At 72.3% G+C, this 15,034-nt stretch carries 15 protein-coding genes; 9 read left to right on the forward strand and 6 right to left on the reverse strand.

Annotated features, from left to right (window positions below; all coding sequences use genetic code 11):
- Nucleotides 1-77: 77 nt before the first annotated feature.
- The gene (locus tag KDL01_RS11875; RefSeq protein WP_212528487.1) at nucleotides 78-518 is read right to left on the reverse strand and encodes an OsmC family protein; all 441 of its coding nucleotides are present in this window, start codon (nucleotides 516-518) and stop codon (nucleotides 78-80) included.
- A 20-nt stretch (nucleotides 519-538) separates the two neighbouring features.
- Between KDL01_RS11875 and KDL01_RS11880 the strand changes: the two genes are divergently transcribed.
- From KDL01_RS11880 to KDL01_RS11895, 4 genes are read left to right on the forward strand one after another with little or no spacing between them, the layout of a single operon-like run.
- Nucleotides 539-2,182: an alpha-amylase family glycosyl hydrolase gene (locus KDL01_RS11880; protein ID WP_212528488.1), complete on the forward strand. Its 1,644-nt coding sequence runs from the start codon at nucleotides 539-541 to the stop codon at nucleotides 2,180-2,182.
- Nucleotides 2,175-2,459: a type II toxin-antitoxin system antitoxin gene (locus KDL01_RS11885; RefSeq protein ID WP_246576304.1), complete on the forward strand. Its 285-nt coding sequence runs from the start codon at nucleotides 2,175-2,177 to the stop codon at nucleotides 2,457-2,459. Before KDL01_RS11880 ends, KDL01_RS11885 begins: the two co-directional genes overlap by 8 nt.
- A 32-nt stretch (nucleotides 2,460-2,491) precedes the next feature.
- Nucleotides 2,492-3,475 (forward strand): ABC transporter ATP-binding protein, encoded by a 984-nt coding sequence (locus tag KDL01_RS11890; protein WP_212528489.1) that lies wholly within the window; start codon nucleotides 2,492-2,494, stop codon nucleotides 3,473-3,475.
- Entirely contained in the window at nucleotides 3,472-4,224 is a 753-nt protein-coding gene (locus KDL01_RS11895) for an ABC transporter permease (RefSeq protein ID WP_212528490.1), read from the forward strand. Before KDL01_RS11890 ends, KDL01_RS11895 begins: the two co-directional genes overlap by 4 nt.
- A gap of 59 nt (nucleotides 4,225-4,283) precedes the next feature.
- On the opposite strand, the gene KDL01_RS11900 is transcribed toward KDL01_RS11895, so the two are convergent.
- The 3 genes from KDL01_RS11900 to KDL01_RS11910 all read right to left on the reverse strand — a co-directional run bounded on the left by KDL01_RS11900 (nucleotide 4,284) and on the right by KDL01_RS11910 (nucleotide 7,237).
- Nucleotides 4,284-5,090 (reverse strand): citryl-CoA lyase, encoded by an 807-nt coding sequence (locus KDL01_RS11900; protein ID WP_212528491.1) that lies wholly within the window; start codon nucleotides 5,088-5,090, stop codon nucleotides 4,284-4,286.
- Nucleotides 5,087-6,247, reverse strand: a complete 1,161-nt coding sequence (locus tag KDL01_RS11905) for a CaiB/BaiF CoA transferase family protein (protein WP_212528492.1) — start codon at nucleotides 6,245-6,247, stop codon at nucleotides 5,087-5,089. Before KDL01_RS11905 ends, KDL01_RS11900 begins: the two co-directional genes overlap by 4 nt.
- A 165-nt stretch (nucleotides 6,248-6,412) precedes the next feature.
- Nucleotides 6,413-7,237 carry an IclR family transcriptional regulator domain-containing protein gene (locus KDL01_RS11910; protein WP_212528493.1) on the reverse strand — a complete coding sequence of 275 codons (825 nt, stop codon included), beginning with the start codon at nucleotides 7,235-7,237 and terminating at the stop codon, nucleotides 6,413-6,415.
- A gap of 173 nt (nucleotides 7,238-7,410) precedes the next feature.
- Between KDL01_RS11910 and KDL01_RS11915 the strand changes: the two genes are divergently transcribed.
- From KDL01_RS11915 to KDL01_RS11935, 5 genes are all read left to right on the forward strand, one after another.
- On the forward strand, nucleotides 7,411-8,271 hold the full coding sequence (locus KDL01_RS11915; RefSeq protein ID WP_212528494.1) for a DODA-type extradiol aromatic ring-opening family dioxygenase: 861 nt from the start codon (nucleotides 7,411-7,413) through the stop codon (nucleotides 8,269-8,271).
- Nucleotides 8,268-8,630, forward strand: coding sequence for a hypothetical protein (locus KDL01_RS11920; RefSeq protein ID WP_212528495.1), 363 nt, complete (start codon nucleotides 8,268-8,270; stop codon nucleotides 8,628-8,630). The genes KDL01_RS11915 and KDL01_RS11920 overlap by 4 nt, the downstream gene beginning before the upstream one ends.
- A gap of 91 nt (nucleotides 8,631-8,721) precedes the next feature.
- Nucleotides 8,722-10,188, forward strand: coding sequence for an amidohydrolase family protein (locus KDL01_RS11925; RefSeq protein WP_212528496.1), 1,467 nt, complete (start codon nucleotides 8,722-8,724; stop codon nucleotides 10,186-10,188).
- Nucleotides 10,189-10,557: 369 nt separating this feature from the next.
- Nucleotides 10,558-11,829, forward strand: a complete 1,272-nt coding sequence (locus KDL01_RS11930) for an SLC13 family permease (protein WP_307846257.1) — start codon at nucleotides 10,558-10,560, stop codon at nucleotides 11,827-11,829.
- Between the two features lie 76 nt (nucleotides 11,830-11,905).
- On the forward strand, nucleotides 11,906-13,186 hold the full coding sequence (locus tag KDL01_RS11935; protein ID WP_212528498.1) for an amidohydrolase: 1,281 nt from the start codon (nucleotides 11,906-11,908) through the stop codon (nucleotides 13,184-13,186).
- A gap of 26 nt (nucleotides 13,187-13,212) precedes the next feature.
- On the opposite strand, the gene KDL01_RS11940 is transcribed toward KDL01_RS11935, so the two are convergent.
- Entirely contained in the window at nucleotides 13,213-14,556 is a 1,344-nt protein-coding gene (locus KDL01_RS11940) for an RNA polymerase sigma factor (protein WP_307846258.1), read from the reverse strand.
- Complete coding sequence (locus KDL01_RS11945; RefSeq protein WP_212528501.1) at nucleotides 14,553-14,885, reverse strand: YciI family protein; 333 nt, start codon at nucleotides 14,883-14,885, stop codon at nucleotides 14,553-14,555. The genes KDL01_RS11940 and KDL01_RS11945 overlap by 4 nt, the downstream gene beginning before the upstream one ends.
- Nucleotides 14,886-15,034 lie beyond the last annotated feature (149 nt).

Genomic DNA, 15,034 nt, shown 5'->3' on the forward strand with positions numbered 1-15,034 from the left:
ACTCCGGCTGACGTCAGGCTGACGCCCGCGGCCCGCCGGCCGGGCCGGCGGGCGGATCAGGCCTGGTCGCGGGCCGGTCAGCCGACGCTGTCAGCGGACTCGGCCACGCTGCTGCGCACCGGCGTGCCGCGCTCCACGGTGCGGCTGACCGTGCACAGCCGGTCGTGCGAGAGCTTGACCGCGCGCGGCAGGATCGCCCGCGCCTTGTCGCCCTCCTCGCCCTCCGGGAACGCCACGTGGAAGGTCGCGGACAGGTTCTCCATCCGGCTGCCCTCCTCGTCGTTCACCTTGTCGCCCTGTACGGCCACCTCGAACCGCAGCGGCTCGGTGTGCCGGGTGGTGGCCACGTCGGCGTCGATCGCGGTGCACCCGCCGATCGCGGCCAGCAGCAGTTCGACCGGGGTGAACCCGTCCCCGTCGCCGGAGCCGAACTCGATCCGCCCGCCGCGGGAGTTGACCGCCACATAGCGGCCGGATCCGACCCGTTCGACCGTCACAGTACGCAAGGTGTCGCTCATGCCCGCTAGCCTAGGACGTCGTGGCGCTCCTCACCTCCCCGCCGGCCTGGCTGGCAGACGCGGTGCTCTACCAGATCTATCCGCAGTCCTTCGCCGACTCGAACGGCGACGGCGTCGGCGACCTGCCCGGGCTGCGCGCCAGACTCGACTATCTGAGCGAGCTGGGTGTCAACACGGTCTGGCTCAGCCCCCTGTTCGCCTCCCCCTTCTTCGACGCCGGCTACGACGTCTCCGACTACCTGCGCGTCGCCCCGCGCTACGGCACCGAACAGGACCTGGTCGAGCTGGTCCGCGAGGCCGGGCAGCGCGGCATCAGGGTGCTGCTCGACCTGGTGGCCGGGCACACCTCGGATCAGCACCCGTGGTTCCGGGCGAGTGCGGGCCTGGGCGCGGCGGACCCCGACGACACGCCGGAGCACGCCGCCGACCGCTACATCTGGTCCGAGGCCGCCGAACCGCCGGGACCGGCCTGGGTCCGCTCGCCCGGCACCCGCTCCGGCTACTTCCTGCCCAACTTCTACGCCGTCCAGCCCGCCCTGAACTTCGGCTACGCCCGCACCGACCCGGCCGAGCCCTGGCGTCAGCCGGTCGACGCGCCGGGACCGCGGGCGAACCGCGCGGCACTGCGCGAGATCATGGCCTACTGGTTCGAGCGCGGCGTCGCCGGATTCCGCGTCGACATGGCGTCCTCGCTGGTCAAGGACGACCCCGGCCGGGTCGAGACGGCCCGGCTGTGGGGCGAGATGCGTGCCTGGCTGGACGAGGCGTATCCCGACAAGGTCCTGATCTCAGAGTGGGGCGACCCGAAGGCCTCGGTCCCCGCGGGCTTCCACGCCGACTTCTTCCTGCACTTCGTCGGCCGCCCGCTGCGCTCCTTGTGGGGCAACGCGCAGGGCAGCCACGACCCCGAGTGGGACACCGAGGCTTGCTACTTCGCCCCGGAGGGCGAGGGCGGCCTCGGCGAGTTCCTGGCCGCGTGGCAGGAGGCCGACACGGCGATCGACGGCAACGGCCACATCGCCCTGCCGACCGCCAACCACGACTTCTCCCGGCTCACCTGCGGCACCCGCACCCGGCACATGGTGGCGCCGGCGTTCGCCTTCCTGCTCACCTGGCCCACGCTGCCGGTGATCTACTTCGGCGACGAGATCGGCATGCGCTACCTGCCCGGCCTGCCGGACAAGGAGGGCAGCCAGCTGGGCACCCAGGCGCGCCAGGGTTCGAGGACGCCGATGCAGTGGGCTGAGTCCGAGCCGAACGCCGGGTTCTCGGCCGCCCCGGCCGAACTGCTCTACCTGCCCCTCGATCCCGCGTCGGACCGTCCCACCGCGGCCGAGCAGGAGGCGGACCCGCGCTCGCTGCTCAACCGGGTGAGGGAGCTGATCCGCCTGCGCGCCGCGCATCCCGAACTCGGCACCGGCGGCATCGTGCGCCTGGTGCACGCCGGATACCCCGGCGTATTCGTGCGCGGCGAGCGGTACGTGGTCGTGGTGAACCCGAGCGCGCGGCCGCAGACGTGGGCGCTGCCCGGCGACCTGTGCGTCCACGGCCCGGTGCTCGCCCGCGGCGTCGAGGTCGAGGGCGTGGGCGTGCGGGCCGAGCCGTTCGGCTACGGCGTCTTCGAGCTCGAAGGGGGACCGCCGGGGCGGCGGGCCGATGGCTGAGCGCAAGAACATCCTGCTGCGTCTGGACCCGGCCGTGCACGACGCCCTCGCCCGCTGGGCCGGCGACGAGTTGCGCAGCACGACCGCCCAGATCGAGCTGGTGCTGCGCCGCGCTCTGGCCGACGCCGGGCGCCTGCCGTCCAACGTGGGCGGCCTCCCGCGCCGCGGCCGTCCGCCCAAGGCCGAGCCCGGGTCCGAAGCCGGGCCCGAGGCGGCCGGGGCCGTCGCCGAGGGCTCCGTCCCCACGCCCGCCCCGCCGTCCGTCAACGAACATTGACCCCCCTCCAGTAAAGTGATATCACTTAATTCGTGAGTGAGATCGGCACGTCCACACCCGTCCCGTCCTCGGCCCCCGCGGTCGAGGTGGACGGGCTGACCAAGCGTTTCGGCGCCCGCACCGCGTTCGAGGACGTCTCCTTCGCCGTCCAGTACGGCGAGGTGTTCGGCTTCCTCGGCCCCAACGGCGCCGGCAAGACGACCACCGTGCGCACGCTCGGCACGCTGCTCGAGCCGACCTCGGGCCGGGCCACCGTCGCCGGTCTCGAGCTGCGCCCGGACAACGGCGTCGAGATCCGCCGGCGTATCGCCGTCATGCCCGAGGCGCCCGGCCTCTACCTGCGCCTGAGCGTGGCCGAGAACCTCGAGTTCTTCGCCGGGCTCTACGAGCTCGACGACCGGCGGGCCCGGATCGAGCGGGCGCTGCGGGCGGTGAACCTGACCGACCGCGCCGACGAGCTGTGCCGGACGCTCTCGAAGGGCCTGCGCCAGCGCGTCGGGCTGGCCCGCGCTCTGCTGAGCGACCCGCGGGTGCTCTTCCTGGACGAGCCGACCTCGGGCCTTGACCCGGTCGCCGCCCGCGAGGTGCACGACCTGATCGAGACCCTGCGCAGCCGCGGCGTGACCATCTTCCTGACCACGCACCGGCTGGCCGAGGCGGAGCGGCTGTGCGACCGGGTGGCCATCATGAACACCACGCTGCGCCTGATTGGAAGCCCCGCCGAGCTGCGCGACCGGCTGTTCAGCAAGTCCGTCGAACTGCGCGTGCGCGAGCCGCTGCCCGACCCCGAGCGCGTGCTCGGCGCGCTTCCCGGCGTGGAGAGCTGGAGCGCGGGGCCGGACGCGGCCGGGACCTACCTGCTCGCCGTCGCCGACCCGGACCAGGCCGCGTCCGCCGTGGCCCGCGCCGTCGTGGACGCCGGAGCCGACCTGCTCGCGCTCACCCCGTCCCGCCACTCGCTCGAGGACGTCTACCTCCAGCTGATCGACACCGATGTGGAGGCGAGCTCGCGATGACCTCGACGACGCCGATGAGGCTCAGCCATACCCGTATCCGGGCGATCGTGCGCAAGGAGCTGCGCGACTACCGGCGCAACCGCTTCGTCACCTCCAGCATGGGCGTCATGCCGCTGCTGTTCGTGGTGCTGCCGATCATCGACATCTTCAAGCTCGGCTCCGGAGCCTCCGGGCCGAAGCTGGACAACGTGATCGGCCTCGCGCTGCTGTACCTGCTGCTGATCCCCGCGCTGGTGCCGGCCGTGGTCGCGGCGTACTCGGTGGTCGGGGAGCGGGAACAGGGCACGCTCGAGCCGGTGCTGACCACACCGGTGCGCCGGGAGGAGTTCCTGCTCGGCAAGGCGCTGGCAGCCTTCCTGCCGACGCTCGCGATCGCCTACCTGATGTTCGGCATCTTCCTCGCGGTGGTGGGCCTTTTCGCGCACCAGGAGGTGGTCACGGACGTGTTCAAGACCTCCCGGATCCTGCCGCAGGTGCTGTTCACGCCGCTGCTCGCGGGCTGGTCGATCTGGGCCGGCATCGCGATCTCCTCCAGGGTCAGCGACGTGCGCGTGGCCCAGCAGCTGGGCACCCTGGTCAGCCTCCCGCCGCTGGCCGTCACCTCGCTGATGGGCTTCGGCGTCATCCGGCCCACCGTCGGGCTCGGGCTCGTGCTCGGCGCGGCGCTGCTGGTGATCGACATCGGCGCCTGGCGGGTGGTGTCCATGCTCTTCGACCGCGAGCGCATGATCAGCGGCATCAAGGCGTAAGGCGGCTGCGACGCCTCGGGCGAGCCGGCTGAGCCGGACTGAGCCCGACTGAGTCCGGCTCAGCCCGGCTCGCCCGGGGCGACGTAGCGGGCGTTGCGATCCACCGTCAGGTAGATCGAGTTCGCCACCGGCCTGCGCATCTCCTCGGCGATGTGTCCGATCAGCCCGGCGCACCGGGCCAGCAGCACGGTGGCCCGCAGCAGTTCGGGCGGCAGCCCCAGGTCCGCCAGCGCGGCCCCGCTCACCCCGGCGCCGTTGAGCGGCAGCCGCTTGCCGAGCACCTGCTCGTGCACCCGCCCGATCGCCTCGAACAGGGCGAGGTGTGTGCCGTAGGTCCCGGCCTCGTGCGCGATGCCGATCAGCCGCGGCGTACGCGGATCGCCGACCTTGTGCACCGGATGCCCGAGTCCCGGCACGAACCGGCCGGCCGCCCCGCAGTCGGTCACCGCGCGCAACGCGAGCGCGTCCCAGGCCGCCTCGTCCTCGATCGCGGGCAGTCCGTCGGGCGTGTCCGCCGCGTCCGCGAGCACGTCACCGAGGAACCGGCCGGTGTCCTCGGTCACCCCGAGGAACCGCGAGCCCCCGCCGAGCAGGCCCGCGGCCACCGCCCCCTGCACCGCGTCGGGCGCGCTGAGGTAGGTGAGGCGTGCGGCGATGGCGGTGGGGGTGAATCCGTGGTCGGCCAGACCAATGAGTACGGCCTCGAACACGCGCGTCTCACCGGGTGTCGGCTGCCGCTGCGTCAGCAGCCAGAAGGCGAGCTCCCCGAACGAGACCCGCCCCATCAGGTCGTGCGCCAGATCCTGCCCGAGCAGGCTGATGCTGTCGGCGTCCGAGGTGCCCAGCGATGTCGGGAACGTGGTCACGACTGCTCCTTCGTCTCGAAGCCCAGCCACGCGCGGATCTCGTCTCCGTGCTCGTCCAACCCGGGCGGCGCATTCGTATACCTGGCGGGCGTGGCCGAGAGCGAGATCGGGTTGCGTACCGTCGGCACGTCCCCGGCCAGCACGACCGGCTCGAGGCCGAGCTCCTCGGCGAGCTGTACCCCGCCGCGTACGTCGTTGATGGGCCCGCACGGCACGCCCGCGTCCGAGAGCACCCGGAACCAGTCCTGCGCCGAACGGGTGGCCAGCCGCTCGAGCAGCAGGGGTCGAAGCTGCTCGCGGTTGTCGTTGCGCTGCCCGACGCTGGAGAAGCGCGCGTCCTCGGCGAGCTCCGGCAGGTCCAGCGCCGCGACCAGCTTGCGGAACTGTCCGTCGTTGCCCGCGGCGACGATGAGCGATCCCTCACCGGTCGGCAGCGGCTCGTACGGGAACAGGCTCAGGTGCGCGTTGCCCATCCGCTGCGGTACGACGCCGCCCGCGACGTAGGCGGAGGTCTGGTTGACCAGCGCCGACAGGGCGGTGGAGAGCAGGTTCGTCTCCACGTGCTGACCCGCGCCGGTCTGCGAGCGGTGGTGCAGCGCGGCGAGGATGCCGATGGCCGAGTGCAGCCCGGTCATGACGTCGAACACGGATATGCCCGCGCGGTACGGCGGCCCGTCCGCCGACCCGGTCAGGCTCATCAGCCCGGACATGCCCTGCACGAGCAGGTCGTAGCCCGGCAGCGAAGCGCCGCCGGCGGTCCCGAACCCGCTGATGGAGCAGTAGACGCAGCCGGGATTGAGGGCACTGACGGCCTCGTAGCCGAGCCCGAACCGGTCGAGCCCGCCCGGCTTGAAGTTGTGGATGAACACGTCCGCCCGCGCGGCCAGCTCCCGCGCCACCGGCAGGTCGGCCTCGGCGGACAGGTCGAGCACGATCGAGCGCTTGTTGCGGTTGACGGACAGGTAGTAGGTCCCGGTGCTCCCGCGCCGCGGCGGGACCCAGTGCCGCGTGTCGTCCCCGGCCGGGCTCTCCACCTTGATCACGTCCGCGCCGAGGTCGGCCAGCAGCATCGTCGCGTAGGGCCCGGCGAGCACCCGGGAGAAGTCGGCGACCAGGATGCCGGAGAGCGGGCCCGAGCCGGGCGGCGAAGTCTCCATCAGACGCTCCTTAGGCCTCAGGTCCGCTGGGATCGGTCGGCTGAGCGGGCACGTCGGACTGCGGATCACGCTCACGACCGCCATACGGACAACTGTCCGAAACTCTCGTCCGCGTGCCGTGAGTTGTCAAGCCCTGGTCGGGGCGAGGGAGCGCGGCCTGGTTTTCTAGGCCAACTCCGCCTGCGGCCGGGAGCGCCACAGCGCCCATTCGGCCGAGACCTCGCCCGCGGTGTGCAGCAGCTTCGGCAGGTGCTCGCCGGTCAGCCGCTCCAGGCTGGTCTCCGCGGCGTGCACGGTGACGTTCATGGCCGCGCGCACCCGGCCGTCCCCGTCGCGCACCGGCACGGCCACCGAGCGCACGCCCGGGGCCAGCTCCTCGTCGGCCAGGGCCCAGCCGCGGGCCCGCACGGCGCGCAGCTCGGCCTCGATCCCGGCCCGGTCGTGCCCCCAGTCCCGCTCGGCGGCGCGGCCGGAGGCGGGGGGCAGGCCGGCCCGGCTCGGCTCGGCCAGGGTCGCGGCCAGCTCGTCCGGGCCGAGCGCGGCGAGCAGCACCTTGCCCTGCGAGGTGCGCAGCGCCGGAAAGCGCGTCCCGACCTGGACCCGCAGCGCGATGATCTTCGGCACGGACACCCGCGCGACGTAGACGATGTCCGAGCCGTCGAGCTGGCTCATCGAGGAGGACTCACCGGTCTGGCGGACCAGGTCCTCCAGGTGCGGGCGGGCGATCTCCCACAGCCCCTGGGACCCGACGTAGGCCATGCCGAGCCTGAGCACGCGCGGGGTGAGCCGGAAGCCGCCCGCGTCGGCCCGGACGTAGCCGAGCTCCTCGAGCGTGAGCAGCAGGCGGCGGGCGGTGGGCCGGGCCAGGCCCGCGGCGGCGGCCACCTCGCTGAGCGACATCTGCGGACGGTTCTCGTCGAAACAGGCCAGCACGTCGAGGCCGCGGGCCAGTGCTTCGACGAAGTCGGGGCCGGTGCCTCGTCGCGTCATCGGGGTTCACGCACGCTTTCTGGTTCTGGCCGGGGGGACGGGCTCGGTCCTGGGGTGCCCGCGGGGCGGGCCCAAGCCTATTGACAGCGTGCCCCTGGCGGAGCAAGGTTCCGATAGCGCCGTCCTGCGGACACTTGTCCGCCACTTGTCGGCGGGAAGGAGGGCCGCGTTCCGTGGCGAAACTCGTGGCTATTCTGGCCACCACGCACCATCCGTTCTACTACCGCACCAGCCGGCTGCCGACCGCCGAGGCGCCGCCGTTCGCGGCCGAGTGGGTGCGCAAGGTCGCCGCCTACCGGGAGACGCTGACCCGGATGCGCCCGGACGTGCTGGTCATGGTCGGCTCCGACCACTTCCACCAGCTCTGGCTCGACAACATGCCGCAGTTCCTGGTGGGCAAGGCGCCCTTCTACGACGCCAACTACTACAACGAGGAGCGCGAGTTCGGGCTGCCGCGGCTGCTGCTCAAGGGCCACGAGGAGCTCTCCGCGCACATTCTGCGGGCCGGGCTGGACGAGGGGTTCGACCTCGCGTTCTCCAACGAGCTGCGGGTGGACCACTCGATCACCTGCCCGATCCTGACCGTCCGGCCGGACAACGACCTGCCGGTGGTCCCGATCTACACCAACATCTTCGCCCCGCCGCTGCCCCGGCCGGAGCGCTTCGTCGCGCTCGGACGCACCCTGCGCACGCTGATCGACTCCTGGCCGAGCTCACTGCGCGTGGCCGTCATCGGCACCGGCCACCTCTCGCTCGAACTCGGCGGCCCGCGCCAGTTCGGCCCGCACGGCCCCGACCCCGAGTTCGACGCGCGCGCGGTGGAGTGGATCGCCAACGGGGACATCGACGGATGCCTGGCCGAGGTCACCCTGGACAGCCTGCACGCGCCCGGCAACGCCACGCACGGATTCATGGACTTCATGCTGATGATGGGCGTGGCCGGCTACGCCAAGGCGGACTACGCCGACCATCTCGACCTGTTCCACACCATGGAGGCCTACTTCACCTGGTATCCGAACGGAGTCGACGCGTGAGCAGGTATCTGGTCGACAAGTTCCTCTACACGATCGACCGCGACCCCGGCCTCGTCGAGCGCTACCGCGAGGACCCGGGCGGCACGGTCGAGTGGTGGGAGCGCGAGCAGGCCGGGCGCATCCTCAACTGCCCGGTCGACGAGGCGACCACCTGGCTGGCCTTCACCGACGAGGAGCGCGCCGCCCTCGCCGCGCACGACCACGTCGCGCTGTTCGGGCTCGGCGCGCACCCGTTCCTGACCCTCACGCTCTGGATCGCGATGTTCGAACGCGACTTCCCCGAGCCGCTCGGGATGCAGCGGGACTACGCGGCGCGGCTGAGCCACCTCGGCCTGCCCTATCCCGACATCAGCACATGAACATCGCCTCTCCCCGGCTCCAAGCGGTCGCGGCCGAGCCCACCCCGTAACCGTCCCCGACCCGACCCTTCCCTCAACGACGAGGTGTGGCATGAACGAATCCGACACGCGTCCCGACTTCGCGTCCGGACGGCCGGTCGTCTTGCGCGGCGCGACCATCCTCACCATGGACCGGGCCGGGGTGATCGACGGCGGCGACCTGCTGGTGGTCGGCGACCGGATCGCCGCGATCGGGCACGGCCTTTCGGTACCTGACGGCACGGCGGAGATCGACGCCGCCGGCGGGATCCTGATGCCCGGCATGATCGACACGCACCGGCACATGTGGCAGACCGCGCTACGCGGGCTCGGCGCCGACTGGACGCTCACCCAGTACTTCGTGTTCTACTACCTGACCTGGGGCAAGATCTTCCGCCCGGAGGACATCCACGCGGGCAACGCGCTGGCCGCGGTCGAGGCCGTGGACGCCGGGGTGACCACCACGCTGGACTGGTCGCACGGGCTGCAGACCGTCGGCCACGGCGAGGCGGCCGTGGACGCGCTCAGGTCGGCGCCCGGCCGGTACGTCCTGGCCTACGGCAACCTGCTCGGCGCCCCGTGGGAGTGGACGCGCGACGCCGACTTCCGCGCCTTCGTCGAGCACCTGGCCCACTCCGCCGACGAGAAGCTCAGGCTCCAGCTCGCCTTCGACGTCACCGCCGACCCGGCGTTTCCGGAGCGGGCCGCCTTCGAGGCCGCGCGCGAGCTCGGCCTGCGGGTGAGTACGCACGCTGGCGTATGGGGTGCGACCAACGACGCGAGCATCCAGCTCATGTGGGACCACGGCTGCATGACCCCGGACGTCACCTACGTCCACGCCGCGAGCCTGAGCGACGACTCCTACCAGCGCATCGCCGCGTCCGGCGGCACCGTCTCGGTCTCCACCGAGAGCGAGCAGAGCGCCGGACAGGGCTACCCGCCCACCTGGCAGCTGCGCAAGCACGGCATACCGGTGTCGCTGTCCATGGACACCAGCGTGTGGTGGAGCGGCGACCTGTTCTCGGCGATGCGGGCCACGCTCTCCGCCGACCGCTCCCGCGAACACCTCGAGGCGCACGCACGCGGCGAGACCGTCGTGCACAACCGGCTGCGGGCCGAGGAGGTCGCGCACTGGGCCACGATCGGCGGCGCCCGGGCGCTCGGCCTTGACACCACGCTCGGCAGCCTGGTCGAGGGCAAGAAGGCCGACATCGTGCTGATCAAGAACGACGCCTCGCCCGCCATGTACCCGCTGCTGCACCCCTACGGCAGCCTCGTCTTCCAGGCCGGCCGCGGCGACGTGCACACCGTGCTGGTCGACGGACAGGTCGTCAAGTACGCGCACCGGCTGCTCGGCACGGACCTCGACGCCGCGAAGGCCGAGGTGGCCCGCACCGTCGAGTACGCGATGGACACGATGGGACCGGACGCCTGGAAGGAGAGCGTGACCCCGGCGCTGCCCGCCGACGAGCGCGTGCCGAATCCGTACACGTACACCGACTACGACGGCGGCGAGGACCGGCACCGCGCCCAGTCCTGAGGATGCGCCGGCGCTGCGGTCGGCATCCGCCGCAGCGCCTCGTCGGGCTTCCGGCCGGCCTTGGCCGCGGCGCGGCTTCCAGGTCGAACCGGTCCAGTGGCAGCGGCATCATCAGCACCCGCATGCCGTCGCGGGCGCAGCACAGGTGCGCGTCGAAGTACTGCTCCATCTAGGCGACCGGGTCCCCGGCGAATTCACCCGCGGCCACGAGCGTCACCCTGGCGGCGCCGCCCGCGCGCACGGGGGCCTTCGCCACAGACGCATCTGACGTGCCGTCTTGTCCGGCCGGACGCACGGTGAATGAGATGATCAGCGGGTGAGCAGCCACCTGCACCCCGTCCGGCGCACTCGGAAAAGTTGAGCCGAACCGTGGACGAAGCCGTCTCCATCATCCTGCTGATCGTCGTACTGGCCTTCGCGGTGGCGCGTCCGCACGGCTGGCCCGAGGCCGCGGCCGCCGTGCCCGCGGCCCTGATCGTCATCGCGATCGGGGCGGTCTCGCCGAGCCAGGCCGGCTCGGAGCTGTCCGCGCTCGCGCCCACGGTCGGGTTCCTCGCCGCGGTGCTCGTGCTCGCGCAGCTGTGCGCGGACGAGGGCCTGTTCGCGGCGGCCGGTGCGGAGATGTCCCGGCTCGCGCACGTGGACGACGGCAAGGGCGGCGGCCGGGTCAGCGCGGTGCGGCTGCTCACGGCCGTGTTCGCGGTCGCGTCGCTGACCACCGCCGTGCTGAGCCTGGACGCGACGGTGGTGCTGCTCACGCCGGTGGTGCTGGTGACGGCCCGACAGGTCGGGGTGCGCCGGGAGCCGCCCGTCTACGCCTGCGCGCACCTGTCCAACTCGGCGTCGCTGCTGCTGCCGGTCTCCAACCTGACCAACCTGCTGGCCTTCGCCGCCAGCGGGCTCACCTTCAGCCGCTTCGCCGCGCTGATGGCGCTGCCGTGGCTGGTCTCGATCGGGCTCGAATACCTGATCTTCCGTCGGTTCTTCGCCTCCGACCTCGCTGCCGAGCCCACCCCGTCCGGCCCGCCCGAGCAGGTCGAGATGCCCGTGTTCACGCTCGTCGTCGTCATCGCCACGCTGTGCGGGTTCGCGGTGACCTCGCTGGCCGGGATCAACCCGGCCTGGGCCGCGCTCGGCGGCGTGATCGTGCTCGCGACCCGGGCGCTGGCGCAGCGCCGCTCGACGCCGAAGGAGCTGGTGATCGCGGCCGGCCCGCTGTTCTGCCTGTTCGTGCTCGCCCTCGGCGTGGTGGTCAAGGCGGTCACGGTCAACGGACTCGGCACGGCCGTGCACAACCTGATGCCGCAGAACACCGACTTCGCCGCGCTGGCCGCGTACGCCGTGGCCGGCGCGGTGCTGGCGAACGTCGTCAACAACCTCCCGGCCGTGCTCATCCTGCTCCCGGTGGCCGGCGCCGTCGGCCCGGGCGCGGTGCTCGCGGTGCTGCTCGGGGTGAACCTCGGCCCGAACCTCACCTACGTCGGCTCACTCGCCACCCTGCTGTGGCGCCGCGTCCTGGGCACCCACGACATCCAGGTCGACCTCGGCCGGTTCACCCGCCTCGGGCTGCTCGCCGTCCCGGCGACCCTGATCGGGGCCACGGTCGTGCTCTGGGGCGCCCTCGAGGTCATCGGCCCCTGACAAGGGCCGGGATCATCGCGGTACGCTGCGGCGGCAGATCCGAGGTAACAGGCACGAGGCAAGAAGGAGGCTGGACATGGTGGTTCAGTCGGTGACCGCGGGGCTCGAGAAGATCCGGGAGGAGCTGGCCGAGCTCTACCGTGACCTCCATCAGCACCCTGAACTCTCGCTCCAGGAGACGCGCACCGCCGGGCTGCTCGCCTGGCGGCTGCGCGAGGCCGGGTTCGACGAGGTGCTCGAGCAGGTCGGCGGGACCGGCGTGGTCGGCGTGCTGCGCAACGGAGACGGCCCGACGGTCATGCTCAGGGCCGACTTCGACGCGCTGCCGGTGCGGGAGAACACCGGCCTGCCCTACGCGAGCGACGTGCGCGCCGTGGACCACGAGGGCCACGAGGTGCCGGTGATGCACGCGTGCGGGCACGACATGCACGCCACCGCGCTGGTCGGCGCCGCGCATCTGCTGGCCGCGGCGCGCGAGTCCTGGAGCGGGACGCTGCTCGCGGTCTTCCAGCCGGCCGAGGAACTCGCCCGCGGTGCCCGCGACATGGTCGAGGACGGCCTTTTCGAGCGCTTGCCCAAGCCCGCGACCGTGCTCGGCCAGCACGTCGCGCCGCTGCCCGCGGGCTTCATCGGGCACGGCAGCGGCCCGATCATGGCCGCCTCAGACCACGTGAAGGTCACCCTGTTCGGCCGCGGCGGCCACGGCTCCCGGCCCGAGGCCGCGGTGGACCCGGTGCTGATGGCCGCGAACGTGGTCACCCGGCTGCAGGGCATCGTCGCGCGCGAGGTCCCCCCGGCCGAGGCCGCGGTGGTGACGGTCGGGCGGCTGCAGGCGGGCACGAAGGACAACATCATCCCCGACACCGCCGAACTCGGCATCAACATGCGCTCCTACACGCCGCAGGTCAGGGACCTGGTCCGGGCCGCCATCGAGCGCATCGTGCGAGCCGAGTCCGCGGCCGGCAACGCGGTGCGCGAGCCCGAGCTCGACTGGGCCGCCAGCGCCCCCGCGCTGGTGAGCGAGCCCGAGGCGACCGCCGCCACCCTGGCCGCGTTCGCCGAGCACTTCGGCCCGCAGCGGCTGTTCCCGATGCCGCTGGTGACCGCGAGCGAGGACGTCGGCGTCTTCGGCGCGAGCCTCGGCGTGCCGACGGTGTTCTGGTTCTGGGGCGGCCTCGAGCCCGACCTGGTGTTCAAGGCCCTGGCCGAAGGCCGCATCGACAGCCTCCCGGCCAACCACTCCGCGCAGTTCGCGCCGCTGATCGAGCCGACGCTCAGCACAGGTGTGGAAGCGCTCGTCGTGGCGGCACTGACCTGGCTCGGCCCGGTGCGGGCCACCGGCGAGTCCGAGGCCTGAGCTTCGCCGAGGTTCGTCCCCCGCCCTCAGTCGGTGACTTCCCCCAGCCGCCGGGCGATGTAGCCGCGCTCCGACTCGGTCGCGGCCAGCACGAGCGCCTCCCGGTACGCACCGGCGGCCTCGTCGCGGCGGCCGAGTCGGCGCAGCAGGTCCGCGCGCACGGCGGGCAGCAGGTGATACCCGGTCAGTTCGCCGTCCGCGGCCAGATTCTCCACCAGCTTCAGGCCCGCCTCCGGGCCGTCGGCCATGGCCACCGCCACCGCCCGGTTGAGCTCCACCACCGGCGAGGGCGAGACCTCGGCCAGCCGGCGGTACAGATGCGCGATCGCCGCCCAGTCGGTGTCCTGCTCGGACGCGGCGGTCGCGTGGTACGCCGCGATCGTCGCCTGGAGCTGATACGGCCCGACCTCGCCGTGGTCGAGGGCCGCCTCCAGCACTTCCACGCCCTCGTCGATCTCCTCGCGCCGCCAGCTGTCGCGGTCCTGTTCCGCCAATGGAACCAGCTCGCCGTCCGGTCCCGTACGCGCCTCGCGGCGGGCGTGGTGCAGCAGCATCAGCGCGAGCAGCCCCTGGATCTCCGGCTGATCCGGCATCAGACCGACCAGCAGCCGCGTCAGCCGCAGCGCCTCCGCACACAGGTCCGGACGCAGGTCGGGGCTCGGGTCTGCGCTCTGATCGGCGCTCCGATCCGCGCTCCGATCCGCGCCCTGATTCGTGCTCGTGGCCGTGTAGCCCCCGTTGAACAGCAGGTACAGCACCGCGAGCACGCCCGGCAGCCGCTGCGGCAGCAACTCCGCCGACGGGACGCGGTAGGGGATACCCGCGCTTCTTATCTTCTCCTTGCCGCGCGTCAACCGCTTCGACATCGCCGCCTCGGAGACGAGGAATGCCCGGGCGATCTCCGCCGTGGTCAGCCCGGTCAGCGTCCGCAGCGTGAGCGCCACCCGCACGTTCAGCGGCAGTACCGGGTGGCAGCAGGTGAAGATCAGCCGCAGCCGGTCGTCCCGGAAGCCGTCGCCGGGGGAGTGGGTGCAGTCCTCGTCGTACTCGAGATCGCGGGCGATCTCACGCAGTTTCACCGCCTCCACCCGGCTGCGCCGCAGCCGGTCGATGGCGCGGTTGCGGGCCGTGGTGACGATCCAGGCGCCGGGCCGGGTGGGTACGCCGTCGCGCGGCCACCGCGCCATGGCCTGAGCGAACGCGTCCTGTGCGCACTCCTCGGCCAGGTCCCAGTCCCGCGTCGTGCGGATCAGCGTCGCGACCACGCGCCCCCATTCGGCCCGGAACGTCCGCGCGAGCGCGTCCTCGACGTCCGCCGTGTGCGCGGTGTGCTCGACCTCGTGCACGCTCCGGCCGTCCTCGACGCTCACTCGCGAAACGGCCGGATCTCGATCACGCCGAACCGGCTGACGGGGTGGCGCCCGGCGATCTCGACGGCCTCGGCCAGGTCCGCGCAGTCGATGATGTCGTAGCCCGCGATGACCTCCTTCGTCTCGGCGAACGGACCGTCCGCCGTGAGCACCTCGCCGCCCCGCACGCGCACGCTGACCGCGTCCGTGTACGGCCGCAACTCGTCCCCGTCCAGCCGGATGCCCGCCGCGTCGAGCTCGTCGGCCCACGGCATCGGCTCCCCGGGGTCACGCGGCTCGGCGTCCTCGTATGCGGCCCGATCCACACAGACGAACAGCATGAACTTCATCGCGTCGTATCTCCAGACATCGCGCTCTCGCTCGTCGCGGTCGTCGTCATCGCGGTGCGCCTCGCGGGCACGCGGCGCAGGGCCGCGGAAGCATCTCAGCTTCCATACTACGGGCGCCCCACCGACACCCGCGAGCAGAACGCGGATAC

The organism is Actinospica durhamensis (genome assembly GCF_018139695.1).
GTDB lineage: Bacteria > Actinomycetota > Actinomycetes > Streptomycetales > Catenulisporaceae > Actinospica > Actinospica durhamensis.

What these genes read in the sequence shown, in the direction of transcription:
- KDL01_RS11875 (WP_212528487.1), bottom strand. Translation starts at nt 518, where the DNA reads ATGAGCGACACCTTGCGTACTGTGACGGTCGAACGGGTCGGATCCGGC.
- KDL01_RS11885 (WP_246576304.1), top strand. Translation starts at nt 2,175, where the DNA reads ATGGCTGAGCGCAAGAACATCCTGCTGCGTCTGGACCCGGCCGTGCAC.
- KDL01_RS11895 (WP_212528490.1), top strand. Translation starts at nt 3,472, where the DNA reads ATGACCTCGACGACGCCGATGAGGCTCAGCCATACCCGTATCCGGGCG.
- KDL01_RS11905 (WP_212528492.1), bottom strand. Translation starts at nt 6,247, where the DNA reads ATGGAGACTTCGCCGCCCGGCTCGGGCCCGCTCTCCGGCATCCTGGTC.
- KDL01_RS11910 (WP_212528493.1), bottom strand. Translation starts at nt 7,237, where the DNA reads ATGACGCGACGAGGCACCGGCCCCGACTTCGTCGAAGCACTGGCCCGC.
- KDL01_RS11925 (WP_212528496.1), top strand. Translation starts at nt 8,722, where the DNA reads ATGAACGAATCCGACACGCGTCCCGACTTCGCGTCCGGACGGCCGGTC.
- KDL01_RS11935 (WP_212528498.1), top strand. Translation starts at nt 11,906, where the DNA reads ATGGTGGTTCAGTCGGTGACCGCGGGGCTCGAGAAGATCCGGGAGGAG.
- KDL01_RS11945 (WP_212528501.1), bottom strand. Translation starts at nt 14,885, where the DNA reads ATGAAGTTCATGCTGTTCGTCTGTGTGGATCGGGCCGCATACGAGGAC.